Source organism: Micromonospora sp. AMSO31t (assembly GCF_008868175.1).
Taxonomy (GTDB): domain Bacteria; phylum Actinomycetota; class Actinomycetes; order Mycobacteriales; family Micromonosporaceae; genus Micromonospora.
Genome location: NZ_WBKT01000029.1, coordinates 1 through 17,339, shown reverse-complemented (window position 1 = coordinate 17,339; position 17,339 = coordinate 1). Strand labels below are relative to the sequence as shown.

At 73.1% G+C, this 17,339-nt stretch carries 20 protein-coding genes and 1 pseudogene; 14 read left to right on the top strand and 7 right to left on the bottom strand.

Annotated elements, in window-relative coordinates; all coding sequences use genetic code 11:
• Positions 1-5 precede the first annotated feature (5 nt).
• From F8274_RS09715 to F8274_RS09705, 3 genes are read left to right on the top strand one after another with little or no spacing between them, the layout of a single operon-like run.
• Positions 6-1,310: a cysteine desulfurase gene (locus tag F8274_RS09715; RefSeq protein WP_151461955.1), complete on the top strand. Its 1,305-nt coding sequence runs from the start codon at positions 6-8 to the stop codon at positions 1,308-1,310.
• Positions 1,310-1,783: a Fe-S cluster assembly sulfur transfer protein SufU gene (gene sufU / locus F8274_RS09710; protein WP_151461954.1), complete on the top strand. Its 474-nt coding sequence runs from the start codon at positions 1,310-1,312 to the stop codon at positions 1,781-1,783. Before F8274_RS09715 ends, sufU begins: the two co-directional genes overlap by 1 nt.
• The gene (locus tag F8274_RS09705) at positions 1,780-2,196 is read left to right on the top strand and encodes a metal-sulfur cluster assembly factor (protein WP_151461953.1); all 417 of its coding nucleotides are present in this window, start codon (positions 1,780-1,782) and stop codon (positions 2,194-2,196) included. Before sufU ends, F8274_RS09705 begins: the two co-directional genes overlap by 4 nt.
• A 58-nt stretch (positions 2,197-2,254) precedes the next feature.
• Here F8274_RS09705 and F8274_RS09700 read toward each other — a convergent pair whose 3' ends face one another.
• On the bottom strand, positions 2,255-2,584 hold the full coding sequence (locus F8274_RS09700; RefSeq protein ID WP_151461952.1) for a nucleoside triphosphate pyrophosphohydrolase family protein: 330 nt from the start codon (positions 2,582-2,584) through the stop codon (positions 2,255-2,257).
• Between the two features lie 178 nt (positions 2,585-2,762).
• Here F8274_RS09700 and F8274_RS09695 point away from each other — a divergent pair, with 178 nt between their 5' ends.
• From F8274_RS09695 to F8274_RS32585, 4 genes and pseudogenes are all read left to right on the top strand, one after another.
• Positions 2,763-3,395 carry a LysE family transporter gene (locus tag F8274_RS09695; protein ID WP_151461951.1) on the top strand — a complete coding sequence of 211 codons (633 nt, stop codon included), beginning with the start codon at positions 2,763-2,765 and terminating at the stop codon, positions 3,393-3,395.
• Positions 3,396-3,443: 48 nt separating this feature from the next.
• A complete protein-coding gene (locus tag F8274_RS09690) occupies positions 3,444-4,082 on the top strand; it encodes an acVLRF1 family peptidyl-tRNA hydrolase (protein WP_151461950.1) in 639 nt (212 codons plus the stop codon).
• Between the two features lie 376 nt (positions 4,083-4,458).
• Positions 4,459-4,698 (top strand): annotated as a pseudogene (locus tag F8274_RS32590) (RCC1 domain-containing protein); the annotation flags it as partial.
• Between the two features lie 57 nt (positions 4,699-4,755).
• Complete coding sequence (locus F8274_RS32585) at positions 4,756-5,463, top strand: RCC1 domain-containing protein (protein ID WP_370518209.1); 708 nt, start codon at positions 4,756-4,758, stop codon at positions 5,461-5,463.
• Between the two features lie 90 nt (positions 5,464-5,553).
• Here F8274_RS32585 and F8274_RS09680 read toward each other — a convergent pair whose 3' ends face one another.
• Positions 5,554-6,468: a neutral zinc metallopeptidase gene (locus F8274_RS09680; protein WP_151461985.1), complete on the bottom strand. Its 915-nt coding sequence runs from the start codon at positions 6,466-6,468 to the stop codon at positions 5,554-5,556.
• 249 nt (positions 6,469-6,717) lie between these two features.
• Between F8274_RS09680 and F8274_RS09675 the strand changes: the two genes are divergently transcribed.
• Positions 6,718-8,325: an ABC-F family ATP-binding cassette domain-containing protein gene (locus tag F8274_RS09675; RefSeq protein ID WP_151461949.1), complete on the top strand. Its 1,608-nt coding sequence runs from the start codon at positions 6,718-6,720 to the stop codon at positions 8,323-8,325.
• Positions 8,326-8,366: 41 nt separating this feature from the next.
• Here the strand turns inward: F8274_RS09675 and F8274_RS09670 are convergent, their stop codons facing one another.
• Entirely contained in the window at positions 8,367-8,714 is a 348-nt protein-coding gene (locus tag F8274_RS09670; protein ID WP_225853698.1) for a cadmium resistance transporter, read from the bottom strand.
• A gap of 213 nt (positions 8,715-8,927) precedes the next feature.
• On the opposite strand from F8274_RS09670, the gene F8274_RS09665 reads away from it, so the two are divergent.
• The 6 genes from F8274_RS09665 (at position 8,928) to F8274_RS09640 (ending at position 14,539) form a co-directional block, all read left to right on the top strand.
• The gene (locus F8274_RS09665) at positions 8,928-9,155 is read left to right on the top strand and encodes a helix-turn-helix domain-containing protein (RefSeq protein ID WP_007462679.1); all 228 of its coding nucleotides are present in this window, start codon (positions 8,928-8,930) and stop codon (positions 9,153-9,155) included.
• A gap of 46 nt (positions 9,156-9,201) precedes the next feature.
• Positions 9,202-9,969: an enoyl-CoA hydratase/isomerase family protein gene (locus F8274_RS09660; RefSeq protein WP_151461948.1), complete on the top strand. Its 768-nt coding sequence runs from the start codon at positions 9,202-9,204 to the stop codon at positions 9,967-9,969.
• A 114-nt stretch (positions 9,970-10,083) separates the two neighbouring features.
• Positions 10,084-12,066, top strand: a complete 1,983-nt coding sequence (locus tag F8274_RS09655) for an ABC transporter ATP-binding protein (RefSeq protein ID WP_151461984.1) — start codon at positions 10,084-10,086, stop codon at positions 12,064-12,066.
• Positions 12,067-12,166: 100 nt separating this feature from the next.
• The gene (locus F8274_RS09650) at positions 12,167-12,964 is read left to right on the top strand and encodes an ABC transporter ATP-binding protein (RefSeq protein ID WP_151461947.1); all 798 of its coding nucleotides are present in this window, start codon (positions 12,167-12,169) and stop codon (positions 12,962-12,964) included.
• A complete protein-coding gene (locus tag F8274_RS09645) occupies positions 12,961-13,722 on the top strand; it encodes an ABC transporter permease (protein WP_151461946.1) in 762 nt (253 codons plus the stop codon). The genes F8274_RS09650 and F8274_RS09645 overlap by 4 nt, the downstream gene beginning before the upstream one ends.
• A gap of 34 nt (positions 13,723-13,756) precedes the next feature.
• A complete protein-coding gene (locus F8274_RS09640) occupies positions 13,757-14,539 on the top strand; it encodes a MerR family transcriptional regulator (RefSeq protein ID WP_151461945.1) in 783 nt (260 codons plus the stop codon).
• Positions 14,540-14,546: 7 nt separating this feature from the next.
• Here the strand turns inward: F8274_RS09640 and mug are convergent, their stop codons facing one another.
• The 4 genes from mug to F8274_RS09620 form a co-directional block, all read right to left on the bottom strand.
• The gene (mug, locus tag F8274_RS09635) at positions 14,547-15,047 is read right to left on the bottom strand and encodes a G/U mismatch-specific DNA glycosylase (RefSeq protein WP_151461983.1); all 501 of its coding nucleotides are present in this window, start codon (positions 15,045-15,047) and stop codon (positions 14,547-14,549) included.
• Positions 15,048-15,242: 195 nt separating this feature from the next.
• Positions 15,243-16,004: an SDR family oxidoreductase gene (locus F8274_RS09630; RefSeq protein ID WP_151461944.1), complete on the bottom strand. Its 762-nt coding sequence runs from the start codon at positions 16,002-16,004 to the stop codon at positions 15,243-15,245.
• Positions 16,005-16,047: 43 nt separating this feature from the next.
• Complete coding sequence (locus F8274_RS09625) at positions 16,048-16,497, bottom strand: hypothetical protein (protein ID WP_151461943.1); 450 nt, start codon at positions 16,495-16,497, stop codon at positions 16,048-16,050.
• Complete coding sequence (locus tag F8274_RS09620; RefSeq protein ID WP_151461942.1) at positions 16,494-17,315, bottom strand: DUF692 domain-containing protein; 822 nt, start codon at positions 17,313-17,315, stop codon at positions 16,494-16,496. The genes F8274_RS09625 and F8274_RS09620 overlap by 4 nt, the downstream gene beginning before the upstream one ends.
• Positions 17,316-17,339 lie beyond the last annotated feature (24 nt).

Genomic DNA, 17,339 nt, shown 5'->3' with positions numbered 1-17,339 from the left:
CACCGATGACCTCCATCGCGATCCCGTCGGGCATGCCGCAGTACGACGACGTGCCCCGCTACGACGTGGCACGGGTGCGGGCCGACTTCCCGATCCTGGACCGGGAGGTCAACGGGCACCCGCTGGTCTACCTCGACAGCGCCAACACCTCGCACAAGCCCCGGCAGGTGCTCGACGTGCTCGCCGAGCACTACGCGCGGCACAACGCCAACGTGTCGCGCTCGGTGCACACGCTGGGCACCGAGGCGACCGAGGCGTACGAGGGGGCCCGGGCGAAGATCGCCGCGTTCATCAACGCGCCCAGCGTCGACGAGGTGGTCTTCACCAAGAACTCCACCGAGGCGATCAACCTCGTGGCGTACGCGTTCTCCAACGCCTCGCTGCGTCCGGACGCCGACCCCCGGTTCCGGATCGGCCCCGGTGACGAGATCGTCATCTCCGAGATGGAGCACCACTCGAACATCGTCCCGTGGCAGCTCCTCGCCGAGCGGACCGGCGCGACCCTGCGCTGGTTCCCGGTCACCGACCACGGCCGGCTCGACGAGTCCGGGCTGGACGACCTGGTCACCGAGCGGACGAAGATCGTCTCGCTGGTGCACATGTCCAACATCCTCGGCACGGTCAACGCCACCTCGCGGATCACCCAGCGGGTCCGCGAGGTGGGCGCCCTGCTGCTGCTCGACTGCTCGCAGTCGGTGCCGCACCTGCCCATGGACGTGGTCGACTACGACGCGGACTTCATCGTCTTCACCGGCCACAAGATGTGCGGCCCGACCGGCATCGGTGTGCTGTGGGGCCGGGGCGAGCTGCTCGCCGCGATGCCCCCGGTGTTCGGCGGCGGCTCGATGATCGAGACCGTGACGATGGCGCGTTCGACGTTCGCCGCGCCGCCGGCCCGGTTCGAGGCGGGCACGCCGCCGATCGCCGAGGCGGTCGCGCTCGGCGCGGCGGTCGACTACCTCACGAGCATCGGGATGCCGGCCATCCAGTGGCACGAGAAGGAGCTGACGGCGTACGCGCTGGACGCCCTCGCCACCGTGCCCGGGCTGCGCGTCTTCGGCCCGAACGTGCCGGTCGGCCGGGGCGGGACGATCTCCTTCGCGCTCGGCGACGTGCACCCGCACGACGTCGGGCAGGTGCTCGACTCGCTCGGCGTGCAGGTCCGGGTCGGGCACCACTGCGCCAAGCCGGTGTGCACCCGGTTCGGCGTGCCGGCCACCACCCGGGCGTCGTTCTACCTGTACACCACGACCGAGGAGATCGACGCGCTGGTGGCCGGTCTGGAACAGGTGCGGAAGGTGTTCGACTGATGCAGCTCGACCAGCTCTACCAGGAGATCATCCTGGACCACTACAAGCACCCGCACGGCCGCGGCCTGCGGGACGCGACGGACCCGGTCGCCCGGGTCGGGGAGGCGCACCATGTCAACCCGACCTGCGGCGACGAGATCACCGTGCGGGTGACCACCGACGGCAAGGTGTTCACCGACATCTCGTACGACGGGATGGGCTGCTCGATCAGCCAGGCGTCGGCCAGCGTGCTGCACGAGCTGCTGCGCGGGCGGGCCGCCGACGACGCCGCCGTGGTGCACGAGGCGTTCGTCGAGTTGATGTCCGGGCGTGGCCAGGTCACGCCGGACGAGGACGTGCTCGGAGACGGGGTGGCGTTCGCGGGTGTCGCGCGCTACCCGGCCCGGGTGAAGTGCGCGCTGCTGTCGTGGATGGCGTTCAAGGACGCCGCGACACGCGCCGGGGTGGGCGTGAGCCCGGAGGTGAAGGCATGAGCAGCGAAGAGACCACCTCGACGCCAGAGACCGGCGCCGTGGCGACCGACGGCGCGACGGCCAACGGCGCGGCCCCGGCCGGCGGCGGCAGGGCCGCGATCGACGACATCGAAGAGGCGATGAAGGACGTCGTCGACCCCGAGCTGGGCATCAACGTGGTCGACCTCGGCCTGGTGTACGGCGTCCACGTCGACGACCAGAACGTCGCCACCCTGGACATGACGCTGACTTCGGCGGCGTGCCCGCTCACCGACGTGATCGAGGATCAGGCCCGCCAGGCGCTGACCACCGGCCCGGGCGGCGGCCTGGTCAACGACATCCGGATCAACTGGGTCTGGCTGCCGCCGTGGGGCCCGGACAAGATCACCGACGAGGGCCGGGACCAGCTCCGCTCCCTCGGCTTCAACGTCTGACCGATTCCCGGTCCCCGTCGAGCGCGACACCCCCTGGGGGTGCCGCGCTCGACTCGTTTCAGCGGTTGTCGCCGCTGCCGCCCAGCACGCCACGGCCCTGGCGGCTGGCCAGCTTGGCGAGGTTGGCCGCCGCGATGTCGTCCAGCGACAGGTCGAGGTAGTCGGCGAGCACCGCCACGTACCAGAGCACGTCACCGACTTCCCTGGCGATGTCGGCCCGGTCGATCCGCGACTCGTCGCTGTCGAGGTCCCGGACCCACTTCTTGAACTTCTCGGCGATCTCACCTGACTCGCCGACCAGCCCGAGCACCAGGTGGAGCAGCTCGTTCCTCTTGTCACGGGGAGCGGCCGTCCGGAGGGCGCCGCGCTGATACGCATCCAGGTCCATGGCGCACCAGTATGCGTCCAGGATCGCGGGCGGGAAATCCGGTGGCGGTCCCGGGGGAGCGGGTGCAGGATGGGCGCGTGATCGAGGCGTACCCGAAGCAGGTCCCTGTCCGTGCGGCCACTGCCGCACGCCGACAGCGCACCCTGCCGCCGGCCGCCTCGACCCGCCGCCCACCGTCGTGACCGGGGCGTTCCTCGCCGGCCTGGTGGCCGGCTACGGCGTCGCCGTCCCGGTCGGCGCGATCGCGATCCTCATTCTCGGGCTCAGCGCGCGGACCGGCTTCCGGGTCGGCGCGGCCGCGGCGCTCGCCGTGGCCACCGCCGACGGGCTCTACGCGGCGGTCGCCGCGCTCGGCGGCGCCGGCCTGGCCGGGCTCATCGCGCCGGTCGCGGGCCCGTTGCGGGTGGTGGCCGCGCTGGTCCTGCTCGGGCTCGCCGGCCACGGGCTGTGGCGGACCTGGTCCGCCCGCCGGACCCGGGAGGTCGCCGAGGCGCCGGTGGGGCGGGGTCTGAACAGCCCCGGGCGCGCGTACGCCGCGCTGCTCGGCCTCACGCTGCTGAACCCGGCCACGGTGCTCTACTTCGCCGCGCTGGTGCTCGGCCGCCAGGACACCGCCGACGCGGACGCGGCCACCGCAGCGCTCTTCGTGGCGGGGGCGTTCCTGGCCTCGGCGAGCTGGCAGCTGGTCGTCGCCGGTGGCGGCACCATGGTCGGCCGGGCGCTGGCCGGGCCGCGCGGCCGCCTGGTCACCGGCCTGGTCTCCAGCGCCCTGATCGCGGGCCTCGCGACGGCCACCCTGCTGTCCGGCTGAGCCGGGCCGCGCGGCGCGCTCGATCCGGCGGTGTCGTACGGTCGGACCATGAGCAGCCGACCCGCAGCCGGGGGCGGCCGGTGGGTCGAGGTCGACCCGGCCCGCGTCACCCGCTGGGTCGAGGGCTTCGCCGACCGGCATGGCCCGCCCGTGACGACCGTCCAGGGGTACGGGCTGTTGCTCACCGCCCCGGACGGCGCCACCGCCGAACTGCACACCCCGCCCGGCGCGCGTCCCACACCGGACCTGCCCGCGTTCGTCGGCGTCGCCGCCGCTCCCCGCCGGATCGGTCTGCTGCTGGCCCGCAAGGGTGCGGTGGCGCTCGGCGTCGCCGACGGCACCGAGCTGGTCGTCTCCAAGGTGGACACCCGGTACGTGCAGGGCCGCACCGCGGCCGGCGGCTGGTCCCAGCAGCGGTTCGCCCGGCGGCGCGACAACCAGGCGAAGGCGGCCCTGGGCGACGCGGCCGAGCTGGCCGTACGCCTGCTGCTGCCGGAGGCGTCGACCCTGACGGCCCTGGTCTGCGGCGGTGACCGGCGGGCGGTGGACACGGTGCTGGCCGACCGCCGGCTCGCCCCGCTCACAACGCTGCGCGCCGGCCGCCTCCTCGACGTGCCCGAGCCTCGACACGCGGTCCTGGTCGCTGCCGTCTCGGCGGCCCGGGCGGTCCACATCCTGGTCCGCTGAACGCGAAAGATCCCATCGAGACGGTCAGTCCGGCTCGCCGATGGTGCATTGAAGCGCAGCGATGCATAGGGTCGGTGCCACGAAGTGGTGGGTCTCCGGGCGACCCACCGGGGCAGCTTCGTCTCCGCTACTCAGGCACCGACATCGTTGGGAGAGAACAACTCCATGAGCGGACATCAGGACGGACGGCTGCGGACCCGGTGGCGCCGTGCGACAAGGCTTCTCGCCGCTGTGGCGGCGATGTCCATCGGAAGTGCCGTGCTCACCGCCGCGCTGACGACGGGCGCCGCGGCCGCGAGCCCCGCCCCCCCAGCGTGGCGCGCTCGCCGCCCCGGCGGTCACCAGCGTCACCGCGGGCGCCGCACACACGTGTGCGATCCGTAGCGACGGGGGACTGCTGTGCTGGGGCTCGAACTACAGTGGTCAGGTCGGTGACGGGACCACCACGAACCGGAGCACCCCGACGCGGGTCGGCACCGCCACCTGGACCGGCGTCGACGCCGGCTCCGGGCACACCTGCGCGGTCCGGACGGACGGGACGCTGTGGTGCTGGGGCTCGAACTTCCGGGGCCAGCTCGGTGACGGGACCACCACCAGCCGCAGGACCCCGGTCCAGGTCGGCACCGTCAACTCCTGGGCCAGGGTCGACGCCGGCCCCGCGCACACCTGCGCGGTGCGGACCGACGGCACGCTGTGGTGCTGGGGATTCAACCGGACCTCGCAGTTGGGCGTCGGCAGCTCGCCCTATGTCGCGACGACCCCGGTGCAGGTCGGCACGGCGACCAACTGGGCGAGCGTCTCGACCGGCTTCGCGCACACCTGCGGCGTCCGCACCGACGGCACGCTGTGGTGCTGGGGCTACAGCTCGGACGGGCAGCTCGGTCTCGGCACCCTGGGCTCGCAGACGACGCCCGCGCAGGTCGGGACCGCGACCACCTGGACCGGCGTCACGGCCGGCTACGCCCACACCTGCGGGGTCCGGAACGGCACCCTCTGGTGCTGGGGCGAGAACGGGTACGGGCAACTGGGCGCGAGCGGCAGCTACCAGACCGCGCCGGTCCAGGTCGGCACGGCCACCACGTGGAGCCGGGCCGGCGCGAGCGGCGACACGTCGTGCGCGTCCCGCACCGACGGCAGCCTCTGGTGCTGGGGCAAGAACATGACGGGTCAGGTGGGCGACGGCACCACCACCCACCCGACCGCGCCGACCCGCGTCGGTGACGCCACCACCTGGACGGGCGGCCCTGCCGTCGCCGACCACAGCTGCGCGATCCGCACCGACGGCGGCCTGTGGTGCTGGGGCGACAACAGCGGGGGGCAGCTGGGCGACGGCTCCACCACCCAACGGCCCACCCCGGGCCAGGTGACCCTGCCGGCCTGACCCGCCGGGGTCACGACATCGGGCCGTCGTCCTGCCCGCCGGATGTCTCGGCGTGCAGGCCGACGGCCCGAGGGCGGGAGCTGTCCCGGCCTACTGCGCGGCGCCGAAGGTGTCGCAGGCCTTCGGGTCGCCGGTGGAGAAGCCCTTGGTGAACCACTGCTTGCGCTGCTCGGAGGTGCCGTGGGTGAACTCGTCGGGGTTCACCGGCCGGCCGGAGCGCTGCTGGATCGCGTCGTCGCCGATCTTCTCGGCGGTGTCGATCGCCTGCTGGATATCCTGCTCGGTGATGCTCTTGAAGATCTTCTGGCCCTGCTCGTCGGAGGTGCCCGTGGCGTTCTTCGCCCAGGCGCCGGCGTAGCAGTCGGCCTGGAGTTCCAGCTTCACCGACAGGGTGTTGGCGTTCTGCGGGTCGCGCTGCTGCTGGCGGCGCATCTGCGCCTCGGTGCCGAGCAGGTCCTGCACGTGGTGCCCGTACTCGTGGGCCAGCACGTACGGCTGGGCGAACTCGCCCTCGGCGCCGAGTTGGTCGGCGAGCAGGCGGTAGAAGGTGAGGTCGATGTAGACCAGGTCGTCGGCCGGGCAGTAGAACGGGCCGACCCCGGAGTCGGCCGCGCCGCAGCCGGTGTTCACGTTCTGGCTGAAGAACACGGTCTTGGACGGCCGGTACTGGTCGCCGAAGACCTCCGGCATGGCGGTCCGCCAGTAGGCCTGGATCGAGTTGACGTAGAGGGTGTTGCGGCAGTCGAGCTGCTTCAGCGCGTCCTGCGCGGAGCACTTCTGCTCCAGCGAGGTGTTGTCGCCCTGCTCGGAGCCGCCGCCGTTGGTGGCCGCGTTCAGGCCGAATCCGCCGCCCACCAGGGCGACCAGGACGGCGATGATGATGCCCACGATCCCGCCCCGGCCGCCGCCGATCGGGATCGGGATGCCCATCCCGCCGCCTCCGCCGGACCCTCGCCGGTCATCCACCTGGCTGGTGTCGACCCGCGCGTTCTCGTTCAGCTCCATGTTGACCCCGATCACCGATTAGTCCGTGTGTGGTGGTTGCGGTACCGGACCGGGTCCGGACGGGGTTTTCGGTACCCGATGATCTTGTGCGGTAATCCGGGAGGCCGACCGGGGAGCGCCCGGTACAATTGGCGCGTGCTGCGCTGCGAAGGCTGAACGGCCCCGCGCCGACGGGAACTGATGACCCGCCGGCGCTTTCGCGTGCCCTGAGTCAGCCCTTCGCCGAACCCCGAGAGCGAGTACCCCGACATGATCAACGCCACCGGCCTGGAGCTGCGCGCCGGTTCCCGGATCCTGCTGTCCGACACCACGCTGCGGGTGCAGCCGGGTGACCGGATCGGCCTGGTCGGCCGCAACGGCGCCGGCAAGACCACCACCCTCAAGGTGCTGGCGGGGGAGGGGCAGCCGTACGGCGGGCAGATCGACCGGCGCAGCGCGATCGGCTATCTGCCGCAGGACCCGCGCACCGGTGACCTGGACGTCACCGGCCGGGACCGGGTGCTCTCCGCCCGCGGCCTGGACGTGCTCATGGCGCAGATGAAGGAGCTGGAGGAGAAGCTCGCCGAGGGCGCCGACGACGAGCGGCTGGTCCGCCGCTACGGCGCGCTGGAGGACCAGTTCGCCTCCCTGGGCGGCTACGCGGCCGAGGCCGAGGCGGCCCGGATCTGCGCGAACCTCGGGCTTCCCGACCGGGCCCTGGCACAGACCATCGGCACCCTCTCCGGCGGCCAGCGCCGCCGCATCGAGCTGGCCCGGATCCTGTTCCGCGACGCCGGCGAGAACGGCGGCGGCATCCTGCTGCTCGACGAGCCGACCAACCACCTCGACGCCGACTCGATCACCTGGCTGCGCAGTTTCCTCGGCAACCACAAGGGCGGCCTCATCGTGATCTCCCACGACGCGTCCCTGCTGGAGGCCGTGGTCAACAAGGTCTGGTTCCTGGACGCCACCCGCTCCGTCGTCGACGTCTACAACCTGGGCTGGAAGGCGTACCTGGAGGCGCGGGAGACCGACGAGCGGCGCCGCCGCCGGGAGCGCGCCAACGCCGAGAAGAAGGCCGGCGCGCTCATGGCCCAGGCGGACAAGATGCGCGCCAAGGCCACCAAGACCGTCGCCGCGCAGAACATGGCCCGCCGGGCCGAGAAGCTGCTGTCCGGCCTGGAGGACGTCCGGGTCGCCGACAAGGTGGCGAAGGTGCGGTTCCCCACCCCGGCGCCGTGCGGCAAGACGCCGCTCACGGCCTCCGGCCTGTCGAAGTCGTACGGGTCGCTGGAGATCTTCACCGACGTGAACGTGGCGGTGGACCGCGGCTCCCGGGTGGCCATCCTGGGCCTCAACGGCGCCGGCAAGACCACGCTGCTGCGGATGCTCGGTGGCCTGCTCGAACCGGACACCGGCGAGGTGCGCCCCGGGCACGGGCTGCGGCTCGGCTACTACGCCCAGGAGCACGAGACGCTGGACGTCGAGCGGACCATCCTGGAGCACATGCGCAGCGCCGCGCCGGACCAGACCGACACCGACCTGCGCCGCATCCTCGGCGCGTTCCTCTTCTCCGGCGAGGACGTCGACAAGCCCGCCGGGGTGCTCTCCGGCGGTGAGAAGACCCGGCTGGCCCTGGCCACCCTGGTCTGCTCCGGCGCCAACGTGCTGCTGCTGGACGAGCCGACGAACAACCTCGACCCGGTCAGCCGCGAGCAGGTGCTCGACGCGATCGCCCGCTACCCGGGCGCCATCGTGCTGGTCACCCACGACCCGGGCGCCGTCCTCGCGCTGAAGCCCGACCGCGCCATCCTCCTCCCCGACGGCGACGAGGACGCCTGGTCCGACGACCTCCTGGAACTGGTCGAACTGGCCTGACCCCGGTCAGGGGAGCAGGTGGGGGAGGACGCCGGAGGTGGTCAGGATGATCGCGCCGAGCGCGATGAACACGGCAGGCTGCCGACCACGGCCGGCGGCTCGTCGTCGCTCCGGCGGGCCAGCAGGGCGCGGACGCCCAGCGCGATCGGCAGCAACCCGAGCAGGCCGGTCCACGGGTCGGGCACCACGAGCAGCCCGGCGGCGACCACGACGGCGACCCCGACCAGCGCGCCGATGCCCGCGTACTGGCCGGCGACGATCTGCCAGGGGCGGGGCCGCCCGGTGGCCCGGGCCGCCACGAAGAACACGGTGAGCACGACGATGTCGTCGACGTTGGTGGCGGCGAAGACGCCCGCGGCGGCGGCCGCCGCGGGCAGCAGGTCGATCACCCGAGGAGCGTACGGGTGGGCCGGCCGGTCGGCCTCTCATGATCCGGCCGGCCGACGCCGGCTGGGCCGGTCAGAAGGATCACTCTATCGGGAAGCTGACATTGCATAGCGTGTCGGTTGGCGAATAGTTGATATCTGGCGCATGATCGTCCGAGGCGGTCTAATAGGTGGGACCGTATCCGAACCGCACAGTCTGGGACGTGAGGAATCAGCATGGCAGCCACCGGCACAGCCACCAGCACTGAGAAGGGTCGCCGGATCGTCGGGGCCGAGCGGCAGACGCTCGCCAAGGACCTGGTAAAGCGGTACACCTCGGGTGAGAGCATCCGTGCGCTCGCGGCCTCGACCGGCCGTTCCTACGGGTTCATCCACCGGGTGCTCACCGAGTCCGGGGTGCAGCTGCGGCAGCGTGGCGGCGCCCGGCGCCGCAAGAAGGCGTGACCCGCCCCCCAGCGTCGTCCATCAGCGCTGTGCTCCGGGCGGTCCGGTGACCCCCGAGACGACCGGAGTACGACTCGACTGCGACGGGCCGGTCGCGACGGTGACGTTGTGCCGGCCCGACGTGCTCAACGCGCAGACCCCGGCCATGTGGCGCGCGATGAGCGACTTCTCCCGGGAGCTGCCCGGCGACGTCCGCGTCGTCGTGGTGCGCGGTGAGGGGCGGGCCTTCTCCGCCGGCCTCGACCTCTCGGTCGCCGGCTCCTCGGGCCCGGGTTCCTTCGCCGAGCTGTCCACCCTGCCCGAGCAGGAGTGCGCCGACCGGATCGCCGAGTACCAGGGCGGTTTCACGTGGCTGCACCGGCCGGACGTCATCTCGATCGCCGCCGTGCAGGGCCACGCCATCGGCGCCGGCTTCCAGCTCGCCCTCGCCTGCGACCTGCGGGTGCTCGCCGAGGATGCCCGGCTCTCCATGGCCGAGGTGACCCTCGGCCTGGTCCCCGACCTGGCCGGCACGAAGCGCCTCGCCGAGCTGGTCGGCTATTCCCGCGCGCTGGAGATCTGCGCCACCGGCCGCCGGATGGACGCCGCCGAGGCGGACCGGATCGGCCTGGCCACCCTCGTGGTGCCGGCCGGTGAGCTCGACGGCGCGGTGCGCGACCTGACGGCGGGCCTGCTGGCCAACAACCGTGACGCGATCGTGGAGATCAAGGCGCTGCTCGCCGGCGCGGGCGGGCGTACCCACGCCGAGCAGCAGCGGGCCGAGCGGGAGGCGCAGACGCGGCGGATCCGCGACCTGGCCGGGCGGGGCGAATAGTAAGGACCGTTCGGGAAGATCCGGGTTACTCGCGAGGTTGTCGTAGTCGTCGGGAGAATTGATTCCGACGGTCCACGGCTGCCGACGACCCGGAGGTGACGAGTGTCCAACCCGATGGCCGGTGGCGGCATGGGCGGCTGGAGCATGCTCCGGTCGATGCGCAACCGCGACGAGATCTCCACCCACCAGCTCAAGCGCGGCACGGCGCGGCGGATCGTCGCGTTCGCCCAGCCCTACCGGCGCGACATCCTCGTCTTCCTGGTGACCGTGGTGATCGCCGCGGTGATCGGGGTGGCCACGCCGCTGCTCGCCGGTGACGTGATCGACGCGATCGCCGGCGGCGGCTCCGACGCGGGCGCCACCGTGGTCCGGCTCGCCCTGATCATCGCCGTGCTGGCCGTGGCCGACGCGCTCTTCTCGCTGGCCCAGCGGTGGTATTCGGCGCGGATCGGCGAGGGCATCATCCTCGACCTGCGCACCCGGGTCTACGACCACGTGCAGCGGATGCCGCTGCAGTTCTTCACCCGCACCCAGACCGGCGCGCTGGTCAGCCGGCTCAACAACGACGTGCTGGGCGCCCAGCGGGCGTTCACCTCGACGCTGTCCGGCGTGGTCAGCAACGTCATCCAGCTCGTGCTCACCGCCGGGGCGATGCTCATCCTGTCCTGGCAGATCACGGTGCTGGCGCTGGTGCTGCTGCCCATCTTCATCATCCCGGCCCGCCGGGTCGGCCGGCGCCTGGCCGAGATCACGCGCGAGTCGTACAACCTCGACGCCAAGATGAACGCGACGATGACCGAGCGGTTCAACGTCTCGGGCGCCCTGCTGGTCAAGCTCTTCGGCTCGCCCGAGGTGGAGGCGACCCGGTTCGCCGGCCGGGCCGAGCGGGTCCGCGACATCGGCATCCAGTCGGCCATGTACTCGCGCACCTTCTTCGTGGCCATGCTGCTGGTCGCCTCCCTCGCCCAGGCCCTCACCTACGGGCTCGGCGGCTGGCTGGCCGTCACCGGCGCGGTCAGCGCCGGCACCGTGGTCAAACTGGCGCTGCTGCTCACCCGCCTCTACGGCCCGCTCACCGCGCTCTCCAACGTCCGGGTCGACGTGATGAGCGCGCTGGTCTCCTTCGACCGGGTCTTCGAGGTGCTCGACCTGCGCCCCGGCATCGAGGAGAAGCCCGGCGCCCAGCCGGTGCCGCGGGGCAACGGCCGGGTCGAGTTCCGCGACGTGCGGTTCCGCTACCCGAGCGCCGCCGAGGTCTCGCTGGCCTCCCTGGAGGAGGTCGCCGCGCTCGACCGCACGGTCAACGAGCCGGTGCTCAAGGGCGTCTCGTTCGCCGTCGAGCCCGGCCAGATGGTGGCCCTGGTCGGCCCCTCGGGCGCCGGCAAGTCGACGCTCTCCATGCTGATCTCGCGGATCTACGACGTGAGCGACGGCCAGGTGCTCGTCGGCGGGGTCGACGTGCGGGACGCCACGCTCGCCTCGCTCCGCGACGAGATCGGCGTGGTCACGCAGGATTCGCACCTGTTCCACGAGACCATCCGGGAGAACCTCCGCTACGCCAAGCCGGACGCCACCGACGACGAGATCTGGGCCGCGCTGGCCGGCGCGCAGGTCGCCGACCTGGTCCGCGCCCTGCCCGACGGGCTGGACACGACGGTCGGCGAGCGCGGCTACCGCTTCTCCGGCGGCGAGAAGCAGCGCATCGCCATCGCCCGGCTGCTGCTCAAGGCCCCGTCGATCGTGATCCTCGACGAGGCCACCGCGCACCTCGACTCGGAGAGCGAGGCCGCGGTGCAGCGGGCGCTGTCGGTGGCGCTGACCGGGCGCACCGCGCTGGTCATCGCGCACCGGCTCTCCACGGTCCGCGACGCCGACCAGATCCTCGTCCTCGACGAGGGGCGGATCGTCGAGCGCGGCCGGCACGACGAGCTGGTCGCCGTCGGCGGCCTCTACGCCGAGCTCTACCGCACCCAGTTCGCGGTCACTGACTCGCCGGCCCTCTACGCGGAGCCGGAGCAGCCGGAGCCGGTGGTCACCACGGTGCCGGTCGGCACCTACGTGGCGCAGGAGGCGCTACCGCCGGCCGCCGCCAACTAGCCCGGCCGCCGACCAACCAGCCCGGTCCGACCGACTGTCGTCGGGCAATCCGCCCCGCGGGCTTGACCCTGACGCTGCGTCAACCCTCCATGCTGCCGTCATGAGCATTCCCCCAACGGACCATCAGGTCGAGCAGCCCGCGATACGCGTGCGCGGCCTGGAGAAGTCGTTCAAGCAGCTCACCGTGCTGCGTGGCGTGGACATCGACGTGGCACGGGGCAGCATCTTCGCCCTGCTCGGCTCGAACGGGGCGGGTAAGACCACCGTGGTGAGGATCCTGTCCACGCTGCTCAAGGCCGACGCCGGGACCGCCCGGGTCAACGGCTTCGACGTCGCGACGCAGGCCGCCGACGTACGCGAGTCGATAAGCCTCACCGGGCAGTTCGCGGCGGTCGACCAGATCCTCAGCGGGCGGGAGAACCTCGTCCTGGTCGCCAGGCTGAGGCACCTCAAGAACCCGGGCGCCATCGCGGACGACCTGCTGCGGCGCTTCTCGCTGACCGACGCGGGCAACCGGAGGGTGGCGACGTACTCCGGTGGCATGCGCCGCCGGCTGGACATCGCGATGAGCCTCATCGGGAATCCGCCGGTGATCTTCCTCGACGAGCCGACGACCGGGCTGGACCCGGAGGCGCGCATCGAGGTGTGGCAGGCCGTCCGGGAACTCGCCCGGGGCGGCACGACCGTGCTGCTCACGACCCAGTACCTCGACGAGGCGGAGCAGCTCGCCGACCGGATCGCGATCCTCCACGAGGGTCGGATCATCGTGAACGGCACCCTCGACGAACTCAAGCGGCTCCTCCCACCCGCCGAGATCGAGTACGTCGAGAAGCAGCCGACCCTCGAAGACGTCTTCCTCACCCTCGTCGGCGCCGGAACGGACAAGGAACAGCGATGAACAAGCACTTCCTCGGCGACACCGCCGTGCTCCTGGGACGTTCGCTGCGCCACATCGCCCGCAGCCCGGACACCATCATCACGACCGCGATCATGCCGATCGCCTTCCTGCTGCTGTTCGTCTACGTCTTCGGTGGCGCGATCGAGACCGGATCCGACTCGTACGTGAACTACCTGCTGCCCGGCATCCTGCTCATCACGATCGCCTCGGGCATCTCCTACACCGCCTACCGGCTCTTCCTGGACCTGCAGGGCGGCATCTTCGAACGGTTCCAGTCCATGCCGATCGCCCGGTCCGCCGTGCTGTGGGCGCACGTCCTCACCTCGCTGGTCGCCAACCTGATCTCGCTCGTGGTCGTGGTCGGCGTCGCCCTCCTCATCGGCTTCCGCACCGGGGCGGGCGTGCTGGGGTGGCTGGCGGTCGCCGGCATCCTGGTCCTGTTCACCCTGGCGCTGACCTGGATCGCGGTGATCCCCGGACTCACCGCGAAGTCGGTGGACGGCGCGAGCGCGTTCTCCTACCCGCTGGTCTTCCTGCCGTTCATCAGCTCGGCCTTCGTGCCCACCGGGTCCATGCCCGGCCCGGTGCGCGCGTTCGCCGAGCACCAGCCGGTGACCTCCATCGTCAACGCGATCCGGGACCTGTTCACCGAACAGGAGGTCGGCACCGACATCTGGATCGCCCTCGGCTGGTGCGTCGGCATCCTCGTGGTGGCCTACGTGTTCGCCGACATCACCTACCGTCGCAGGATCTCCTGAGCCGGCGTCGGGCGGTCGGGGGCAGGATCAGAGCATGCTGACGATCGGGCAACTGGCGGCGTACGCCGGCGTCACGGTGCGGGCGGTGCGGCACTACCACCAGATCGGGCTGCTGCCCGAGCCGGAGCGGGACGCGTCGGGTTACCGGCGGTATCGCGCCGCGGCGGTCGTGTCCCTCATCAAGATCCGCACTCTGGCCGACGCCGGCGTGCCGCTGTCCCGGATCGCTCAGATGCTCGACGCCGAGGCGGCGGCCTTCGCCGAGGCGGTGCAGCGGATCGACAGCCACCTGCGGGACGAGATCGAACGGCTGGAGACCAGCCGCAGGCAGATCGCGCAGCTCGCCGCCGGGGACGCCCTGGCGCTCCCGCCGGAGGTGATCGCCTATCTCGATCGGCTGCGGGAGCTGGGGGTGTCGGAGCGGATGGTGGAGGGTGAGCGGGACGGGTGGATCCTGCTGGCGGCCCGCTGGCCCGATCGTGTCCGCGAGTTCATCCCGGGGAAGTTCGCGCAGCTCGACGACCCGCACGTCGTTCGGCTCTACCGGGTCCTGTCGGAGATCTTCGACGACGACGACGCGGGCGACGACCCGCGTCTGGAGGAAGCCGCCGACCTGATGGCCGGCCTGGCCGAGCAGGCGTACGCCTGCGGCGAGAACAGCCTCGGCGAGGAGGCGTACGACGATCTGCCGCACGACCTGCTGGACACGCTCGCCGTGGAGGCCGATCCGCGGGTGGAGCGGCTCGTGGCGCTGTTGCGCGAGCGCGGGTGGGGCGGGTGGAACCGCATGGAGCGGCTGGCGGAGCGGCCCGGCTGACCTCCGGTCAGGCGGTGACCGCGGCGCGCAGCTCACCGAAGGCGGCGCCGAGCGTCTCCGGGGTGAAGTGGGCGTTCAACCCGCTCGGGTTGGGCAGCACCCAGAGGCGGGCCGCCGCGAGGGGTTCCGGCTGCGGCCCGAAGCCCGCCTTGGGCCGGGCGAACCCGATCCGGTACGCGGTGACCCCGACCACCGCCACCCACCGCGGCCGGTAGCGCGCCACCTTGGCGGTCAGCTCCCGCGCGCCCTCGACCAGCTCCTCGGCGGTCAGCTCGTCGGCGCGGGCGCTGGCCCGGGCCACCATGTTGGTGATGCCCAGCCCGAGGCCGGGCAGCTCGTCCTGCTCGCTGGGGTGGAGCTGGCGCGGGGTGAAGCCGCCCCGGTGCAGCGCCGGCCAGAACCGGTTGCCCGGGCGGGCGAAGTGCCAGCCGGTGGCCGCCGACCACAGGCCCGGGTTGATGCCGACGAAGAGCACGTCCAGCCCGGGCACGATCAGGTCCGGCAGCAGCTTGTCGGCCGCCTCCGCGAGCTGCTCCTTGGTCGGCCGGGGATACCGGCGCCCGGCCGCCGCCGGGTCCGGCCCGGCCGCCCCGGCCGGCGTGGGGTCCGGCTCGGCCGGTCCGGGCCGCGTTGCGCCGGGCGCGGCCGCCCCGGGCCGGGTGTCCCCGGGTCGGCGCCGTCGCTCGTTCACCGGCTCACCGTGTCACAGGCCGCGCAGCGCGCCGCCGTCGACCGGCACGGTCACCCCGGTGACGTAGCCGGCGGCGGGGGAGAGCAGGAAGGCGGCCACCCGGCCGAACTCGGCGGGGTCGCCGACCCGGCGCAGCGGGATCGACGCCTCGGCCTCGGCGCGGGCCCGCTCCGCGTCGCCGCTCGCGGCCAGGAGTTCCCGGTTGCGGTCGGTCATGATCCGCCCCGGCAGCAGGCTGACCACCCGTACGCCGCGGGGACCGTGTTCGTCGGCCAGGTCCTTGGCCACCCCGGCCAGGCCGGGGCGCAGGCCGTTGGAGATGCCCAGCCCGGGCAGCGGGCTGCGGACCGAGGTGGACAGCACGAGCCCGATGGCGCCCCCGTCGGTGAGCGCGGCGGCCACCGTGCGCGCGGTGCGGACGCTGCCCAGGAAGACCGTCTCGAAGGACTCGCGCCACTGCTCGTCGGTGATCTGGGCGGCGGTGCCGCGGGGCGGGCCGCCCACCGAGACGAGCGCCCCGTCGAGCCGGCCGAACTCCTCGCGCGCCGCCGCGATGAGCCGCTCCGGGGTGCCCGCGTCGGTGAGGTCGGCGGTCAGCCCGATGGCCCGCTGCGGCCCGCCGAGCGCGTCGACGGCGGCGGCCACCCGTTCCGGGACGCGCGACGAGATCACCACGCGGGCGCCGTCGGCGACGAGCTGCTCGGCGGTGGCGAAGCCGAGGCCGCCCGAGGCGCCGGTCAGCACGTACACCCGGTCGGCGAGTCCGAGATCCATGCCGCCGATCCTGCCGTACCCCGGGGGCGCCTGCCACCCGCTCTCAGCGCGGCGCGGGCCGGAGCAGGCGTACCCGGCCGGCGAGCTGGGCCGCGACGGCGCCGCCGGCCCGGGCGACGGCCGGCAGCCGGCGGGGCCGGGGTGCGGTGCGGCCGTCGTAGCGGCTCGCCGCCTCGCGGGCGGCCAGTTCCTCCGCGCCCAGCGGCGGCAGGGTGCCCCGGTCGCGCAGCTCCCGGGCCAGGTCCCAGCCGTCGCGCAGCGAGCCGTTGGTGGGGCGGCCGGCCGCCCAGCCGGCGAAGGTGGCCGGCCAGGCGCCGCCGAGGCCGGCCGCGAGCAGCGGCCAGTGCCTGGCCACGTCGCCGGCCCGCTTGCGCAGCAGCGCCCGCCGGGCCGCCTCGACGGGCGCGGCGGCGAACCCGGGCGGCAGCGGCCCGCCGGCCACCAGCGCCGCGACCAGCTCCGCCTGGCGCGCGGCCAGGTCGCCGCCGGTCACGTGACCACCGGGTACGAGGAGGCGGCGGCCAGGGCGTCCAGCTCGCCGCGCAGCTCGGCGGCGGGCGGATAGTGGCCGTCGCGTTCCAGCAGCAGCGCCGGAGGCCGGCGCCGGTCGCACAGCTCGCGAACGAGGTCGAGCACCTCGGCGGGGACCGGGTCGGTGTGCGTGTCGTGGTAGAAGCCGCCCTGCTCGGCGCCGCCGGCCACGTGCACGTAGGCGATCCGGTCCAGCGGCAGCCGGTCCAGCAGGTCGGCCGGGTCGCCGCCCCGGTTGCGCGCGTTGGCGTGCACGTTGGCGACGTCGAGCAGCAGCAGCGCCCCCGTGGCGTCGAGGATCTCGGTGAGGAAGTCGGCCTCGTCCAGCTCGTCGTCCGGCCAGTCGAAGAGCGCGGCGATCGGCTCCAGGGCCAGCGGCACGGGCAGCTCCGCCTGCGCCCGGCGCACGTTGGCCACCACCGCGGCCACCGCTTCGCGGCTGCGCGGCAGCGGCAGCAGGTGACCGGCCTCCAGACCACCGGCCCGGACGAACGCGATGTGCTCGCTGACCAGCGGCGCGTCCAGCGCCGCGGCCACACCGGCCAGGTGCGCCACCCGGGCCGGGTCGACCGGCTCCGCGCCGCCGAGGGAGAGCTTCACCCCGTGGGGTACGACGGTGACGTCCCGCCCGCGCAGCTCGGCCAGGCCGTCGGGGAGGGGCCCGCCCGGGGCGACCGTCTCGGCGACCACCTCGACGAAGCGCAGGCCGGGCAGGCCGGCCACGAAGCCGGCGATCTCCGGCCGCCACCCGATGCCCACACCGGACGGTCCGGCGGTCATCCGCCGCACCCGCCACCGCCCCCG